17 protein-coding genes are annotated in these 14614 nt (G+C 61.9%); 12 read left to right on the top strand and 5 right to left on the bottom strand.

The window, feature by feature from the left end; all coding sequences use genetic code 11:
• Positions 1 to 11 precede the first annotated feature (11 nt).
• Positions 12 to 884, top strand: coding sequence for a phosphate/phosphite/phosphonate ABC transporter substrate-binding protein (locus RC54_RS20105; RefSeq protein WP_017455128.1), 873 nt, complete (start codon positions 12 to 14; stop codon positions 882 to 884).
• Between the two features lie 15 nt (positions 885 to 899).
• Here RC54_RS20105 and RC54_RS20100 read toward each other — a convergent pair whose 3' ends face one another.
• Both RC54_RS20100 and RC54_RS20095 read right to left on the bottom strand, forming a co-directional pair.
• Entirely contained in the window at positions 900 to 1397 is a 498-nt protein-coding gene (locus RC54_RS20100) for a glutathione peroxidase (RefSeq protein ID WP_058897647.1), read from the bottom strand.
• A gap of 78 nt (positions 1398 to 1475) precedes the next feature.
• Positions 1476 to 2504 carry a type IV pilus twitching motility protein PilT gene (locus RC54_RS20095; RefSeq protein ID WP_061788655.1) on the bottom strand — a complete coding sequence of 343 codons (1029 nt, stop codon included), beginning with the start codon at positions 2502 to 2504 and terminating at the stop codon, positions 1476 to 1478.
• Between the two features lie 72 nt (positions 2505 to 2576).
• Here RC54_RS20095 and RC54_RS20090 point away from each other — a divergent pair, with 72 nt between their 5' ends.
• The 6 genes from RC54_RS20090 (at position 2577) to RC54_RS20065 (ending at position 6190) form a co-directional block, all read left to right on the top strand.
• On the top strand, positions 2577 to 3278 hold the full coding sequence (locus RC54_RS20090) for a YggS family pyridoxal phosphate-dependent enzyme (protein ID WP_061788656.1): 702 nt from the start codon (positions 2577 to 2579) through the stop codon (positions 3276 to 3278).
• A 63-nt stretch (positions 3279 to 3341) separates the two neighbouring features.
• Positions 3342 to 4154, top strand: a complete 813-nt coding sequence (gene proC / locus RC54_RS20085; RefSeq protein WP_082803051.1) for a pyrroline-5-carboxylate reductase — start codon at positions 3342 to 3344, stop codon at positions 4152 to 4154.
• Positions 4154 to 4912 (top strand): peptidoglycan DD-metalloendopeptidase family protein, encoded by a 759-nt coding sequence (locus RC54_RS20080; RefSeq protein WP_061788657.1) that lies wholly within the window; start codon positions 4154 to 4156, stop codon positions 4910 to 4912. Before proC ends, RC54_RS20080 begins: the two co-directional genes overlap by 1 nt.
• 62 nt (positions 4913 to 4974) lie before the next feature.
• Positions 4975 to 5202, top strand: a complete 228-nt coding sequence (locus RC54_RS20075; protein ID WP_017452379.1) for a hypothetical protein — start codon at positions 4975 to 4977, stop codon at positions 5200 to 5202.
• A 292-nt stretch (positions 5203 to 5494) separates the two neighbouring features.
• Entirely contained in the window at positions 5495 to 5785 is a 291-nt protein-coding gene (locus tag RC54_RS20070) for a BrnT family toxin (RefSeq protein ID WP_058896643.1), read from the top strand.
• A gap of 39 nt (positions 5786 to 5824) precedes the next feature.
• Positions 5825 to 6190, top strand: a complete 366-nt coding sequence (locus RC54_RS20065; protein WP_058896642.1) for a BrnA antitoxin family protein — start codon at positions 5825 to 5827, stop codon at positions 6188 to 6190.
• Positions 6191 to 6228: 38 nt separating this feature from the next.
• On the opposite strand, the gene RC54_RS20060 is transcribed toward RC54_RS20065, so the two are convergent.
• On the bottom strand, positions 6229 to 6888 hold the full coding sequence (locus RC54_RS20060; RefSeq protein ID WP_061788658.1) for a thiopurine S-methyltransferase: 660 nt from the start codon (positions 6886 to 6888) through the stop codon (positions 6229 to 6231).
• Between the two features lie 25 nt (positions 6889 to 6913).
• Entirely contained in the window at positions 6914 to 7768 is an 855-nt protein-coding gene (gene ubiA, locus RC54_RS20055) for a 4-hydroxybenzoate octaprenyltransferase (protein ID WP_061788659.1), read from the bottom strand.
• Positions 7769 to 8056: 288 nt separating this feature from the next.
• Between ubiA and ugpB the strand changes: the two genes are divergently transcribed.
• The 4 genes from ugpB to RC54_RS20035 all read left to right on the top strand — a co-directional run bounded on the left by ugpB (position 8057) and on the right by RC54_RS20035 (position 12415).
• Positions 8057 to 9370, top strand: a complete 1314-nt coding sequence (gene ugpB / locus RC54_RS20050; RefSeq protein ID WP_058896639.1) for a sn-glycerol-3-phosphate ABC transporter substrate-binding protein UgpB — start codon at positions 8057 to 8059, stop codon at positions 9368 to 9370.
• A 141-nt stretch (positions 9371 to 9511) separates the two neighbouring features.
• Positions 9512 to 10396: a sn-glycerol-3-phosphate ABC transporter permease UgpA gene (gene ugpA / locus RC54_RS20045; RefSeq protein WP_017452375.1), complete on the top strand. Its 885-nt coding sequence runs from the start codon at positions 9512 to 9514 to the stop codon at positions 10394 to 10396.
• Positions 10397 to 10442: 46 nt separating this feature from the next.
• Positions 10443 to 11294, top strand: coding sequence for a sn-glycerol-3-phosphate ABC transporter permease UgpE (ugpE, locus tag RC54_RS20040; RefSeq protein WP_017452374.1), 852 nt, complete (start codon positions 10443 to 10445; stop codon positions 11292 to 11294).
• A gap of 26 nt (positions 11295 to 11320) precedes the next feature.
• Positions 11321 to 12415, top strand: coding sequence for a sn-glycerol-3-phosphate import ATP-binding protein UgpC (locus RC54_RS20035; RefSeq protein ID WP_058896638.1), 1095 nt, complete (start codon positions 11321 to 11323; stop codon positions 12413 to 12415).
• 82 nt (positions 12416 to 12497) lie between these two features.
• Here RC54_RS20035 and RC54_RS20030 read toward each other — a convergent pair whose 3' ends face one another.
• Complete coding sequence (locus RC54_RS20030) at positions 12498 to 13445, bottom strand: LysR substrate-binding domain-containing protein (protein ID WP_058896637.1); 948 nt, start codon at positions 13443 to 13445, stop codon at positions 12498 to 12500.
• Positions 13446 to 13689: 244 nt separating this feature from the next.
• Between RC54_RS20030 and ppk2 the strand changes: the two genes are divergently transcribed.
• Positions 13690 to 14601, top strand: a complete 912-nt coding sequence (gene ppk2 / locus RC54_RS20025) for a polyphosphate kinase 2 (RefSeq protein WP_017452371.1) — start codon at positions 13690 to 13692, stop codon at positions 14599 to 14601.
• The last annotated feature ends 13 nt before the right edge of the window (positions 14602 to 14614 follow it).

Below are 14614 nucleotides of genomic sequence, written 5' to 3'. Positions count from 1 at the left end.
TGAAAACTGTATTGCTGGGCGCGGCAGTGGCGCTGTCGGCATCGACCACGGCGCCTGCTCTGGCGGGCGGCAAGAGCGCCTGCGAACGACCGCAGCGGCTGCGCTTTTCCTTCGTGCCGCAGGGCCGGGGCAATGACCAGCAGACGGCGCTCAATCCCCTCATCGAGGAATTGCGCGAGCGGCTGAAGATGCCGGTAGACGTGGTCGTGCCTACCTCCTATGGCAGCGTGGTCGAAGGCTTGATCGCTGGCGCGGTCGATGTGGCGCGACTGGGTCCGGCTTCTTACGTCACGGCGCGCAAGGGCGATCCGCAGATCACGCCGTTTGCCTCGATGCAACAGGTGGAGCCCAACTTTGCCGCGCAGGGTGGGGTGTCGTCGGTGTATTACGCCTTGTTGATCACGCGCCAGCAAGGTCCGTATGACAGCGTGGCTTCGCTCAAGGGCAAGGTGCTGGTGCTGGCCGATCCCGAGAGTACCTCGGGTTCGCTCATTCCGCGCCATATCTTTGCGCGCCAGTACAAGCTGCAGCTGGACCAGTATTTTTCGCGCATCGGGTATTCCGGCAATCACGAGCAATCGGTGATGGCGGTATTGCAGCGTCACGCCGATGCCGCCTTCGTGGCCAGTACCAATCTTTCGCGCATGATCAGCGACGGCAAGCTCAAGAAGAGCGACCTGCGCGTGCTGTGGCGCTCGGCGCCGATTCCCTTCGATCCCTTCGTCTATCGCGGGCAGTTGTGCGCCGATATCCGCCATACGATCCGCGCCGTGTTCCTCGACAAGAACGCCTTGCGCGTGAGGCTCACGCTGGACAACCTGCGCGCCACGCATTTCGTACCGGTGCGTGATGCCGATTACCAGATCATCCGCGCACTGCCCTGAAGCTGCGGCGGGAGCTTATTTGGTAGCCTCTTCGGCCAGCAGCGTCTCGATATCGGAAATCATTTCCTCCGGTCGCGTCTGCGGCGCATAGCGCTTGAAGACGCTGCCGTCGCGACGCACCAGGAACTTGGTGAAATTCCACTTGATGGCCTTGCTGCCCAAGAGACCCGGAGCTTCCTTCTTGAGGTACTGGAACAGCGGGTCGGCGTGTTCGCCATTGACATCGATCTTGGCGAACAGCGGGAAGCTCACGCCATAGTTCTTTTCGCAGAAGGCGCCGATTTCTTCGGCATTGCCGGGCTCTTGCGCACCGAATTGATTGCAGGGGAAGGCCAGCACTTCCAGGCCGCGCGCCTGGAACTGGCGATGGATCGCTTCCAGGCCATTGTATTGCGGCGTGAAGCCGCACTTGCTGGCGCTGTTGACGATGAGCAGCACCTTGCCGCGCAACTGTTCCAGCGGGAAGGGCGTCTGGTCCGGCAGCCTGGGCTGGAAATCGTAGAGTGTGGTCATGGGCTTGTCCTTGCGAGCTGGCGAAATGGTGGCCGCCATTCTAAACCGCGGCGCGCAGCGCTGCTGGCGAGCTGCCGCTTACCCGGTGGCGCCCTGTGCACGGGCGGTCTGCTCACTGATGCGGCCCTGGCGGACCAGCGCCGCCAGGCTGGCCTCCAGCGTCTGCATGGCTTGCGCGCCACCGGCCTGCATCACCGAGACCAGTTGCGCGTTGCGGCCCTCGCGGATCAGGTTGCGCACGGCCGGGGTGGCCACCAGCAATTCATGCGCCGCCACCCGGCCCAGACCGTCTACGGTGGGCAGCAGGGTCTGGGCGATCACCCCTTCCAGGGCCTCGGCCAGCAGGGCGCGTGCGGCTTCCTTTTCGCCGGCGGGGAAGACATCGATGATGCGATCCACCGTCTTGGCCGCCGAGGCGGCGTGCAAGGTGCCCAGCACCAGGTGGCCGGTTTCGGCAGCGGTCAGGGCCAGGCCGATGGTGTCGGCGTCGCGCAGTTCGCCCACCAGCAACACATCCGGGTCTTCGCGCAGCGCCGCGCGCAGGGCCTGGGCGAAGTCGGCGACGTGGGTGCCGATCTCGCGCTGGGTGACCAGGGCGCGCCGCGGCTCATGGATGAATTCGATGGGGTCTTCGATGGTCAGGATATGTACCGGTCGCATTTCATTGATGTGCCGGACCATGGCCGCCAGCGTGCTGCTCTTGCCGGCCCCGGTCGGCCCGCTCACCAGCACCAGCCCGCGTGGCCGCAGGGCCAGCTCGGCGCACAGCGGCGGCGTGGCCAGTTCAGAGAGGGATGGGGGCTGCTGTCCCAGGCAGCGGATGGCCGCAGCCGGGCCGCGTTGCTGGTGGAAGGCGTGTACCCGGAAACGCCCCAGGGTGGGCAGGGCGAAGGAAAAGTCACAGTCGGCCCCTGCGGCATGACGGCGATGCAGGGCGCTGGGCATGACGGCGTGCAGGGCCTGCTGCAATTGCGCGGCCTCCAGCGGCTGCAGGTTGATGCGGCGGATGGCGCCGTGGACCCGCAACAAGGGCGCCAGACCTGCACAAAGATGCAGATCGGAAGCCTGATTTCTGACGGCAAATGCCAGTAGGGTGGCAATGTCCATTTATAATCCCGGCGAGGTTTCACTAACAATCTGTTTATCTCCCTGCAGGCTGCCCCTCCCGGCTCCCGGATTATGTCGTCAATCGCCCAACGCTTACAACACGTGCAACAACAGATCGCCCGCGCCACCCAGGAGGCCGGCCGTGCGAGCGCCTCGGTGCAATTGCTGGCCGTCTCCAAGACCTTCGGGCCGCAGGCGGTGGCCGAAGCGGTGCAGGCCGGGCAGCGCGCCTTCGGTGAAAACTATTTGCAGGAAGCGCTGGACAAGATCGCAGCCATGCCGGCCCTGGTGCCCGGGATTGCGCTGGAGTGGCATTTCATCGGCCCCATCCAGAGCAACAAGACGCGTCCCATCGCCGAGCACTTCGCCTGGGTGCATTCGGTGGATCGTCTCAAGATCGCCCAGCGCCTGTCCGAACAGCGGCCTGCGGAACTGGGGCCGCTCAATATTTGTCTGCAAGTCAATATCAGCGGGGAAGCCAGCAAGAGCGGTCTATCCCCCCAGGAGTTGCCCGCGGTCGCCGCCCAGGTGGCGCAATTGCCCCATCTGCGGCTGCGCGGCCTGATGGCCATCCCTGCCCCCAGCGAGAACCCGGCACAGCAGCGGGCCGCCTTTGCCGCGGTGCGGGGGCTATATGAACAATTGCGCCAGAGTGGCCTGCCCCTGGATACTCTTTCCATGGGCATGTCGGCCGACCTGGAGGCCGCACTGGCCGAAGGGGCAAGCATAGTGCGCATCGGCAGTGCTATCTTTGGTGCTCGGCATTACGCTTGATGCGGCCTATATGAAGTTTTCAACCCAATAGCATCAGCCCTACACAAGACACAAGGAGCACAAGTGAAGATAGCGTTTATCGGCGGCGGCAACATGGCATCGGCCTTGATCGGTGGTTTGGTCGGCAAGGTGGCGGCGGCCCAGGACATCCACGTAGTCGATCTCAATGCCGATGCCCTGCAATCGCTCCAGGACAAGTTCGGCGTGGCCACCGCACAAACCATCGATGGCGCCATTGCCAGCGTGGACGTGGTGGTGCTGGCGGTCAAGCCGCAGCAGATGCGCGAAGTGGTAGCGACGCTCAAGCCCTTCATCGGTGCGCAACTGATCGTCTCCATTGCCGCCGGCATCCGCATGGTGGATCTGTCGCGCTGGCTGGATGGCCACCAGGCCATCGTGCGCGCCATGCCCAATACGCCGGCGCTGATCGGTCGCGGCATTTCCGGTGTGGTGCCGCATGAGCAGGTCTCGACCTTGCAGCGCGCCCAGGCCGATACCATCCTCAAGGCAGTCGGTGAAACCCTGTGGCTGGCGCAGGAAGCGCAGCTCGATGCCGTGACCGCCGTCTCCGGCAGCGGCCCGGCCTACGTGTTCTACTTCCTTGAAGCCATGGAGCAGGCGGCCGCGCAACTGGGCCTGTCGCGCCAAGAGGGCCTGGAGCTGGCCAAGGCCACCTTCGCCGGCGCCACCGAACTGGCGCGTCGCTCCGAGGAATCGGTGGCGACCTTGCGCGAGCGCGTCACCTCCAAGGGGGGCACCACCTATGCCGCGTTGACCAGCCTGGAACAGTCGGGCGTGAAAGCGGCCATCGTCACCGCCCTGCAAGCGGCTGCCACGCGCAGCAAAGAGCTGGGCGACGAATTCGGCCAGGCCTGATGAGACAGCCTTACCGTTTCAATGCATGGCTGGCGGCCTTGCCGCTGGTGCTGGCCTTGCTGCTGGCCGGCTGCGCTGCTACCGCCGACGGTGACGGTTACTACACCGTCAAGCGCGGCGATACGCTCTACAGCATCGGCCGCGACTTCGATCAGAGCCCGGCCAACCTGCGCACCTGGAACCGCTTGCGCAATCCCGACGACCTGGAAGTGGGCCAGCGCATCCTGGTGCGCCCGCCGGTAGGCGTGGTGGCCCGCACAGGTGCCGGACAGAGTCCGCGCCCGGCAGCGTCTTCTGCGTCAGGCACGCCGCGCAAGAGCACGACCCGGCCCGCGACCAAGCCGGCTACCAAGCCGCAGGATGACGATGACGACACCCCGGCTCCGGCTGACGCCAAGCTGGACTGGATGTGGCCGACCCAGGGCAAGTCCGCGCCCAGCGCCGATAGCTACAAGAAGGGCATCGACATCAGCGGCAGTCAGGGGCAATCGGTGGTGGCGGCGGCGGCCGGCAAGGTCACCTATGCCGGTCACGGCATCCGTGGCTACGGCAACATGGTCATCATCAAGCACACGCCGCAATTGCTGTCGGTGTATGCGCACAACGACAGCATCCTGGTCAAGGAAGGCCAGATGGTCACGCGTGGCCAACAGATCGCCACCATGGGCAACAGCGACACCAACAAGGTCAAGCTGTACTTCGAAATCCGCCGCAACGGCAAGCCGGTCAACGTGATGGCCTTGCTGCCGGCGCGCTGAAAGGGTAGGCGGTGCGGCGCAGAGCCGCACCGCCAATGCATCACAGAACCTCAGGAATGAACATGGCCAAGCTGGAAGACATCGTCAGGAAACAGAAAACCGGGGCCACCTTCGTCATCAGCGCGCAGATGCTGCAGATGAGCCCACGCGAGTTCGACGCCATCGCCCAGGTCTGGGACGACGAAGGCGGTCCGGGCTTCAATGTTGCGGGCGTACCGTTTCGCGTGGTGGTGGAGGGGGAGTTCCTGATCAGTCGGGTGACGGTGGTGCGCACTACGGCTGAGGTATAGCATTCCTGGTTTTTCACCAGCTTGCCCATGATGACCGGCTTTCCTTCATCTGCATGAAGGTGGGCCTTTCTGTTTTTTCTAAGCATTCCCCCCCTCTATCTCATGACTCGAAATTATGTGAGTCTTGACGAAAAGCTTCGCCTGTTTTCCCTCTTTTTATGTATATACAAATAAAATCATCGCGGATAGTGGTGTAGCTATATGCCGCATTTTGTGGTCATAGATAGTGAGATTTTCGGTCTTTTCGCTTGAAATATCTCCTTTCTTTGTGTATATACATTTTGAGGTGAAGATGGAGGCTTTGTCTATCTCGCTGGGCGTGCGTACCAAGCTGAACAGGAAAGTGCCGCCCGTCAGTGAAGACGAAATTGCGGAGTGCTTCGCCAACAGGTGCGGAGTCAATCTGCTGGATGAGCGCGAAGACAACAAGACTGATCCGCCCACTTTATGGTTTGTCGCGGAAACCAATGGTGGTCGGCTGTTGAAGATCGTCTACGTATTCAAGAATGGCACACACTATCTCAAGACTGCCTACGATCCCAATGAGATTGAAATTGCCATCTATGAAAAGTACGGAAAATAAGCCGGTGCCATCGTGGTGCGGCTGCAAGAGGAGAAGAAAATGAACGCTCCAAAGAAAATCAAAGGAAGTGTCGAGAACTGGGAAAACGGCACCTTGGGTCGGGATGCCCGCTACGCCAAGCGCGCTCCGCCCGAGCTGGAGCAGCAGATTGATGAGGCGCAAGGTTTGCAGGCAATTTCAATCCGCCTCGACCGCGACCTGATAGAAACCTTCAAGCAGATCGCCCGCATCCACAATGTCGGTTACCAGCCGCTCATGCGTGAAGCCCTGCGGCGTTTTGCCGATGCAGAAATCAAGGTCATCCTGGCCGCCGTGGCCAATGCCAGTGACCGCAACGGTCAGCACGGCGGTGGCAAGCACAGTGTCGAAGTGAAGCTCGACGACCTGCAGCGCCACGTCGCCTGATCAAGCCGACTGGCCGGTGGAGCGGTACGAACCTTTCTTCAAGCCTGGCGCTGCAAGCGATAAACCACCGTCTCCAGCGCCGTCAATCCGCGCTCCAGGAACTTGGGTTCCTTCTCCAGGATATCGCGGCGGTCTATCGCCACGGCTTCGCTGTGGGCGGCATACAGGCGCAGCACTTCTTCCTCGGCCACCGAGAAGGGTGGGCCGTCCATCTTCTGCTGGTCGTATTCCAGCGTGATGAGCAGGCTGCGCGCCTGTGCCGGCAGGCGGCCGTAGGTCTGCGTGACATAGTCGGCGCGCATGGGCGGCGGCAGCGCGATCAGTGCGGCGCGGTCGTAGGCGCCGGCGCAGGCGGCCAGGGTGGCGTCTTCCAGGGCGAAGATGTCGCCGCAGATCAGTTCGATGTTGCCGGCCACGTAGTGGCGGCCCTGGGCGCTCTCATGAATGGCGGGCGTCAACTGGTGCTCGCTGAAGAACTGGGTGATGGCCAGCTCCGACAATTCCACCCCCAGCACGCGATGGCCTTGCTGGGCCAGCCATAGCATGTCCAGCGACTTGCCGCACAGCGGGACCAGCACCGTGCTGCCATGGGGCAGCGCCAGTTGTGGCCAGTATTTCTGCAGCAGCGGGGTCACCCGCGACTGGTGGAAATGGGTGCGGCCTTCGCGCCAGCGTTCCAGCCAGAATTGCGCTTCCATCGTGTCTCCCTTTTTCGATGCGTTATTAGCGCATCAGGTAATCCAGCGCGACGCCGGCAAAGATCGCCGCGCCCAGCCAGTTGTTGTTGTTGAAGGCGGCGAAACAGCGCATCCGGTCGCGCTCGCGGATGAGGGTGTAGTGATACCCCGCGAAACCGCAGGCCACCAGCATACCCGCCGAGAACCACAGGCCCAGCCCGTATTGCAGGCCGACCACCCAGATCAGCGCCAGCGCCACCCCGTAGCACAGCATCACGGCGGCCACGTCGTAACGGCCGAAGGTGATGGCCGAGGTCTTGATGCCGATCTTGAGGTCGTCGTCGCGGTCCACCATTGCATACTCGGTGTCATAGGCCACCGCCCAGAAGATATTGGCCACCAGCAGCACCCAGGCCGCCAGCGGCACCGTGCCGGTCACGCTGGCAAAGCCCATGGGGATGCCGAAGCCGAAGGCGATGCCCAGGTAAGCCTGGGGGATGGCGAAGAAGCGCTTGAAGTAGGGATAGCTGCCGGCGATGAGGACCGCGGCCACCGACAACTGCAGCGTGAGCGCATTCAAGGGCAGGATCAGCAGGAACGACACCAGCGCCAGCACGCCGGCCACCATCAGCGCTTCCCACGACTGGATCTTGCCGGAGGTCAACGGTCGCTGTTCGGTGCGCTTGACGTGGCGGTCGAAGTCGCGGTCGGCATAGTCATTGATGGCGCAGCCGGCCGAGCGCATCAGCACCGTGCCCAGTACGTAGATCACCAGGATAGGCCAGTCAGGCGGGCCGCCCGCGGCCAGCCACAGGGCGATGAGCGTGGGCCACAGCAAGAGCAGGATGCCGATCGGTTTGTGGGCGCGCACCAGCAGCGCGTAAAGCCTGAGCCTGTCCATGGAATGTCCGCAAAAACGAAAGTCCGCATTATAATTCGCGTCGCCGTTTCCGCACTGTCGTGCTTTTCAAGAGAATGAACTGATAACAAGACGGACAGTGATCGGAGCCGGCGGCGTCAATCAGTAAATATTATAAAAACGCAAAAACATTTCTTTTGAGGCATTCCCGCTTCGTGCTGCAGGACGGCACGGTTTTTCTTTGCCCTGGCAGGCGAGTACGGCTAATGTAACGCCGCTGTCATGGAGCATTGTTAGCATCGAAACCCCTTTTTTGAGAGGTCCCCTCTGATGAACATGATGAAAAAACTGATCGCCACTGGCGTGCTGGCGACGATCACTTCCTCTGCCTTCGCTGCGACCGAGATCACCTGGTGGCATTCCATGACCGGTGCCCTGGGCGAGCGCGTCAACGCCTTGGCCGATGACTTCAACAAGAGCCAGAGCGACTACAAGGTGGTGCCCATCTACAAGGGCCAGTACGACGAATCGATGTCGGCCGCCATCGCCGCCTACCGCGCCGGCAATGCGCCGGACATCCTGCAGGTGTTCGAAGTGGGCACGGCCACCATGATCTACGCCAAGGGCGCGGTCAAGCCGGTCTATGAAGTGATGCACCAGGCCGGCGAAAAATTCGACCAGAACGCCTACGTGCCGGCCATCGCGGGTTATTACTCGACCCCCAAGGGCATGATGTCCTTCCCCTTCAACAGCTCCACCACCATCATGTTCTACAACAAGGACATGTTCGCCAAGGCGGGCCTGGACCCGGAAAAACCACCCGTGACCTGGCAGGAATTCGTCGGCATGGCTGCCAAGATCAAGGCCAGCGGCGCGTCCTGTGTATACACCACGACCTGGCAATCCTGGGTGCATTTGGAATCGTTTTCAACCTGGCATAACGTCGAGCTGGCTTCCAAGAACAATGGCTTCGGCGGCCTGGACGCGCGCCTGAAGATGAATAGCCCGCTGCACGTGCGCCACATCGAGAACCTGGCCAACTGGGCCAAGCAGGGCTACTTCACCTATGCCGGCCGCAAGGATGAGGCCAATGCCAAGTTCAATGCCGGCGAGTGCGCCATCATCACCGGTTCTTCTTCGGCCTATGCCGATATTCGCAAGAACGCCAAGTTCAAGTTCGGCGTAGCGCCGCTGCCTTACTACAGCGACGTGCCGGGCGCACCGCAGAACACCGTCATCGGCGGCGCTTCGCTGTGGGTGATGAGCGGCAAGAAGGCCGACGAATACAAGGGCGTGGCCAAGTTCTTCAGCTACCTCTCCAAGCCTGAAGTGGCCGCCAAGTGGCACCAGGATACCGGCTACCTGCCGGTCACCAAGGCCGCCTACGAGCTGACCAGGCAGTCTGGTTTCTATGACCGCAATCCCGGTACCGACGTGGCCGTCAAGCAGATGATCGTCAAGACCACCGAGAAGTCGCGCGGCCTGCGCCTGGGCAACTATGTCCAGATCCGCACCGTCTTCGATGAGGAACTGGAAAACGTCTGGACCGGTAAGAAGACCGCCAAGGAAGCCCTGGATTCGGCCGTCAAGCGCGGCGATGAACTGCTGGCCCGCTTCGAGCGCGCCAACAAGGGTAACCAGTAAGTCTGTCCGGTAGCAGCTTCGGTAGCGGCGTTGGGGTCCATGATCCTGGACCCCAACGCCGGCTTCCGTATTCAGATGTCTGAGCTCTGACTTCTGACTTTCTTCAACTTCTGCGGCCAGGTAATCCCTGGCTGAATGATCGTGGAAAAACGCGCGCGCTTCACCTCGAAGTGGTTGCCCTATCTGCTGGTGGCACCGCAGATCATCATCACCTTGCTGTTCTTCTTCTGGCCCGCCGTACAGGCGCTGGTGCAGTCGATGCTGCTGGAAAATCCCTTCGGCGGCTATTCCGAATTCGTCTGGTTCGACAATTTCAAGACCCTCTTCGCCGACCCCACCTATCTCGAAGCGTTCCGCACCACGGCGGTCTTCTCGGCGCTGGTGGCCTTCTTCGGGCTGGCGTTGTCGCTGCTGCTGGCGGTCTTTGCCGACCGCGTGCGGCGCGGTGCGGCGCTCTACAAGACCTTCCTGATCTGGCCCTATGCGGTCTCACCAGTGGTGGTGGGGGTGCTGTGGATGTTCCTGTTGAGCCCCTCGCTGGGCATCCTCTCGCATGTGCTGGCCTGGCTGGGCCTGCCCTGGGACTACATGATCAATGGCACCCACGCCATGATCCTCATCGTGGTGGCGGCCATCTGGAAGCAGATCAGCTATAACTTCCTGTTCTTCCTGGCGGGGCTGCAATCGATTCCCAAGTCCCTGATCGAAGCCGCGGCCATCGATGGCGCCGGACCGGTCAAGCGCTTCTTCACCATCGTCTTCCCGCTGCTCTCGCCGACCACCTTCTTCCTCTTCGTGGTCAACGTGGTCTATGCCTTCTTCGATACCTTCGTCATCGTCGATGCCACCACCCACGGTGGCCCCGGCAAGGATACCGAGATCCTGGTCTACAAGGTCTTCGTCGATGGCTTCCGCGGCGGCGACCTGGGTGGTTCGGCGGCGCAATCGGTGGTGCTGATGGCGGTGGTGATCCTGCTCACCGTGGTGCAATTCAAGTACGTTGAAAAGAAGGTGCAATACGCATGACACCTGTTCTCTTTCCCCTCCATTTCGCCTACCCAGAGGTGCGCACATGATAGAACGTCGTCCCATCCTCGACTTCCTCGGCCATGTGGTGCTGGTACTGGGGGTACTCATCGTGGTGTTTCCGCTCTACGTGGCCTTCGTGGCCAGCACCCAGACTGCCGAGCAGTCGGCGCTCTCGCCGCTGTCGCTGGTGCCGGGTGGCGAGCTGCTCAACAACTACAGCGCCATCCTCTTCAAGGGCACATCCGGCCAGGTGAGCGCACCGCCCGTGCTGCACATGCTGTGGGTGAGCCTGGTCACCGCGCTCATCATCGCCATCGGCAAGATCGCCATTTCCATGCTCTCGGCGTTTGCCATCGTCTACTTCCGCTTTCCGGGACGTGGCCTGTTCTTTTGGATGATCTTCGTCACCCTGATGCTGCCGGTGGAAGTGCGCATCACGCCGACCTACCAGGTGGTGTCGGACCTGGGATTGCTCAATAGCTATGCCGGTCTGAGCCTGCCGCTGATCGCCTCGGCCACCGCCACTTTCCTGTTCCGCCAGTTCTTCCTGACGGTGCCCGATGAACTGGCCGAGGCCGCGCGCATCGATGGTGCCGGCCCGCTGCGATTCCTCAAGGATGTGTTGTGGCCGCTGTCGCGCACCAATGTGATTGCGCTGTTCGTGATCATGTTCATCTATGGCTGGAACCAGTATCTGTGGCCGCTCATCGCCGCCACCGATCCCGGCATGTATCCGATTGGCATCGGCATCAAGACCCTGATCTCCGGCGGCGATTCGGCGGTGGAATGGAACCTGGTGATGGCCGCCATGGTCCTGGCCATGCTTCCGCCCGGACTGGTGGTGGTGCTGATGCAGAAATGGTTCGTCAAGGGCCTGGTCGATTCCGAAAAATAATTTATATCATTTAGATAATTACAGCCATGGCAGCTATCCATCTCAAGCAAGTCCGCAAGACCTATGGCGCCGGCGCCAAGGCGGTCGATGTGATCCACGGCATCGATGCCGAGATCGCCGATGGCGAATTCATCGTCATGGTCGGCCCCTCGGGTTGCGGCAAGTCCACCCTCCTGCGCATGGTCGCGGGCCTGGAAGAAGTCAGCAGCGGTCAGATCGTCATCGGTCAGCGCGTGGTCAATGACCTGGAACCCAAGGAGCGCGACATCGCCATGGTGTTCCAGAACTATGCGCTCTATCCGCACATGACGGTGTACCAGAACATGGCCTATGGCCTGAAGATCCAGGGGCTGTCCAAGAGCGAGATCGACGAACGGGTGCAGCGCGCCGCCGCCATCCTGGAACTGGGCGCCTTGCTGGAACGCACCCCGCGCCAGCTCTCCGGCGGTCAGCGCCAGCGCGTGGCCATGGGCCGTGCCATCGTGAGGAAACCGGCCGTGTTCCTGTTCGACGAACCGCTCTCCAACCTGGACGCCAAGCTGCGCGTGCAGATGCGCCTGGAAATCCAGAAGCTGCACGCCAATCTGCGCACCACCAGCCTGTACGTGACCCACGACCAGGTCGAAGCCATGACCCTGGGCCAGCGCATGATCGTCATGAACCGTGGCGTAGCCGAACAGATCGGCACTCCTGCTGAAGTCTACGCGCGCCCGGCTACCACCTTCGTGGCCAGCTTCATCGGTTCACCGCCGATGAACCTGCTGCGCGGCAAGCTGTCGGCTGATGGCGGCAGCTTTGAGGTCGACCAGGGCGGTGCGGCCGATACCGTCCGGCTGCCGCAGGCGCTGCCGGCTGCGGCCGGTCAGGAGCGCATCCTGGGCGTGCGACCGGAACATCTGCTGCCCATTCTCGATGGCTCGGAGGCGCAACTGGCGCTGGAGGTGGAACTGGTCGAAGCGCTGGGCGCGGAATTGCTGGTCCATGCGCGCTGCGGTGGACAGTCGCTGGTGTTGCGCTGTCCGGCCAATGTACCGGTCAGCACCGGTCAGCGTATCGGCGCCTCCTTCGGGGCGGCGGATGTGCATTGGTTCGATGTGCAAAGCACACACCGGATAGGCTGAAGGCAACAGCGCAAGCGCATGGGAAATGCAACGGGCCTCGCATTGCGAGGCCCGTTTGTTATTGTGGCTGGCTTGGTTGGCGTCAAGCCGTGGTGACGGTTTCGTTGGTCAGCATTTCCACGCCATTGAGCTTGCACGTCAGCACCGCCTGGTGCACGGCATCGATGGCGGCCTGGCGCGTGAAGCTCTTGCGCCAGGCAATCACCACCCGGCGCGACGGCGCGGGGGCGACGAAGGGGACGTAACGCACCATACCGTCGCGGGAATCGGCATCGGGGATGGAGGCACGCGGCAGCACGGTCACGCCGATGCCCGAGGACACCATGTGGCGGATGGTCTCCAGCGAAGAGCCCTCGAAGGTGCGGGCAATGCCATCGCCATTGGTGGAAAAGCGCGACATCTCCGGGCAGACTTCCAGCACCTGGTCGCGGAAGCAGTGGCCGTTGCCCAGCAGCAGCATGGTCTCGCTCTTCAGTTCGCGTGCATCGATCTGCTTGCGGTCGGCCCATTTATGCTGGCGCGGCAGGGCCACCATGAATTCTTCGTCATACAGCGGCAAGACGTTCAAGCCATGTTCGGGGAAGGGCAGGGCCATGATGGCGGCATCGAGCTCACCCTGGCGCAGCAGTTCGATCAGGCGGGTGGTGAAGTTTTCCTGCAGGATCAGCGGCATCTGCGGCACCCGCTCTATCATGGTCTTGACCAGCGAGGGCAGCAGGTAAGGGCCGATGGTATAGATGATGCCCAGGCGCAAGGGGCCCGACAGCGGATCCTTGTTCTGGTTGGCGATCTCCTTGATGGCCGCGGTCTGTTCCAGCACGCGCTCGGCCTGGGCCACGATCTGCGCGCCCAGCGGCGTGACCGAGACCTCGGTGCCGCCGCGTTCGAAGATGACCACGCCCAGTTCATCTTCCAGTTTCTTGATGGCCACCGACAGCGTGGGCTGGGCGACGAAACAAGCTTCTGCTGCATGGCCGAAGTGCTTTTCGCGCGCCACGGCCACGATGTATTTGAGTTCTGTAAGTGTCATGCTGTTATGCCGAATCTGTTTCCGGGACTATAGCGTATTTTGGCTGCGCTGGTTCTGCGCAGCATCATGGTGATTTCCCGCCCTTTGGCGCAGGATGCAAGGGCATTGGCAGGGTTTGCCGGCCTGGTCGCTGGGTGTTATCGTCCTGTCACGTCTTGGTCACAATGGGCAGGTATGTTGTCACGCACTTTTCAGGCGAAGGGGAGTGCCGCGTTCGCCACTTTATCTTGCACAAGAGGAAACAATGGATAAGGAAGAACTGGTCAAGCGCGTCCACCGCGAACTGGCCGACAGCTATGACGAAGAAATGGAACTGGAGCTGGAAGACCGCACCGTGGACCCGGTCACCGGCGAATTCTCCAGCGCCCATGGCAACGAGGAAAAGGAATACCGTCGCCTGTATTTCCGCGAGCTGTTCCGCCTGCAGGGTGAGCTGGTCAAGCTGCAGGACTGGGTGGTGCAGACCGGTCACAAAGTGGTGATCGTCTTCGAAGGCCGCGATGCCGCTGGCAAGGGCGGCGTCATCAAGCGCATCACCCAACGTCTGAACCCGCGCGTGGCCCGTGTGGCGGCGCTGCCGGCCCCCAACGACCGCGAACGCACGCAGTGGTATTTCCAGCGTTACGTCTCGCACCTGCCGGCTGCCGGCGAAATCGTGCTATTTGACCGAAGCTGGTACAACCGGGCCGGTGTGGAGCGGGTGATGGGCTTTTGCACCGATGAGCAATATGAAGAGTTCTTCCGCTCTGTGCCCGAGTTCGAACGCATGTTGACGCGTGCCGGCATCCAGGTCATCAAGTACTGGTTCTCCATCACCGATGAAGAGCAGCACCTGCGCTTCCTCTCGCGCATCCATGATCCGCTCAAGCAGTGGAAGTTGAGCCCCATGGACCTGGAATCGCGCCGCCGCTGGGAGGAATACACCAAGGCCAAGGAGGTGATGCTGGAACGCACCCACATCCCCGAAGCGCCATGGTGGGTGGTGCAGGCGGTGGACAAGAAGAAGGCACGCCTGAACTGCATCCAGCACCTGCTGCAACAGATGCCCTATGCCGAAGTGCCGCACCCTCCGGTGATCTTGCCCGAGCGCGAGCGCCACGAAGATTACGAGCGCCATCCGGTGCCCGACTCCATGATCGTGCCGGAATACTATTGACCTACGGAAGATC

This window comes from Herbaspirillum rubrisubalbicans (assembly GCF_003719195.1).
GTDB classification, from domain to species: domain Bacteria; phylum Pseudomonadota; class Gammaproteobacteria; order Burkholderiales; family Burkholderiaceae_D; genus Herbaspirillum; species Herbaspirillum rubrisubalbicans.
Note: the sequence above shows the minus strand (reverse complement) of the source record. Positions and strands in the feature narration are given on the sequence as shown.

Bases quoted from the DNA above. Each gene is read 5' to 3' on its own strand.
- RC54_RS20100 (WP_058897647.1), bottom strand. From the start codon at position 1,397: ATGACCACACTCTACGATTTCCAGCCCAGGCTGCCGGACCAGACGCCC.
- RC54_RS20095 (WP_061788655.1), bottom strand. From the start codon at position 2,504: ATGGACATTGCCACCCTACTGGCATTTGCCGTCAGAAATCAGGCTTCC.
- RC54_RS20090 (WP_061788656.1), top strand. From the start codon at position 2,577: ATGTCGTCAATCGCCCAACGCTTACAACACGTGCAACAACAGATCGCC.
- RC54_RS20080 (WP_061788657.1), top strand. From the start codon at position 4,154: ATGAGACAGCCTTACCGTTTCAATGCATGGCTGGCGGCCTTGCCGCTG.
- RC54_RS20075 (WP_017452379.1), top strand. From the start codon at position 4,975: ATGGCCAAGCTGGAAGACATCGTCAGGAAACAGAAAACCGGGGCCACC.
- RC54_RS20070 (WP_058896643.1), top strand. From the start codon at position 5,495: ATGGAGGCTTTGTCTATCTCGCTGGGCGTGCGTACCAAGCTGAACAGG.
- RC54_RS20065 (WP_058896642.1), top strand. From the start codon at position 5,825: ATGAACGCTCCAAAGAAAATCAAAGGAAGTGTCGAGAACTGGGAAAAC.
- RC54_RS20060 (WP_061788658.1), bottom strand. From the start codon at position 6,888: ATGGAAGCGCAATTCTGGCTGGAACGCTGGCGCGAAGGCCGCACCCAT.
- ubiA (WP_061788659.1), bottom strand. From the start codon at position 7,768: ATGGACAGGCTCAGGCTTTACGCGCTGCTGGTGCGCGCCCACAAACCG.
- ugpB (WP_058896639.1), top strand. From the start codon at position 8,057: ATGAACATGATGAAAAAACTGATCGCCACTGGCGTGCTGGCGACGATC.
- ugpE (WP_017452374.1), top strand. From the start codon at position 10,443: ATGATAGAACGTCGTCCCATCCTCGACTTCCTCGGCCATGTGGTGCTG.
- RC54_RS20035 (WP_058896638.1), top strand. From the start codon at position 11,321: ATGGCAGCTATCCATCTCAAGCAAGTCCGCAAGACCTATGGCGCCGGC.
- RC54_RS20030 (WP_058896637.1), bottom strand. From the start codon at position 13,445: ATGACACTTACAGAACTCAAATACATCGTGGCCGTGGCGCGCGAAAAG.
- ppk2 (WP_017452371.1), top strand. From the start codon at position 13,690: ATGGATAAGGAAGAACTGGTCAAGCGCGTCCACCGCGAACTGGCCGAC.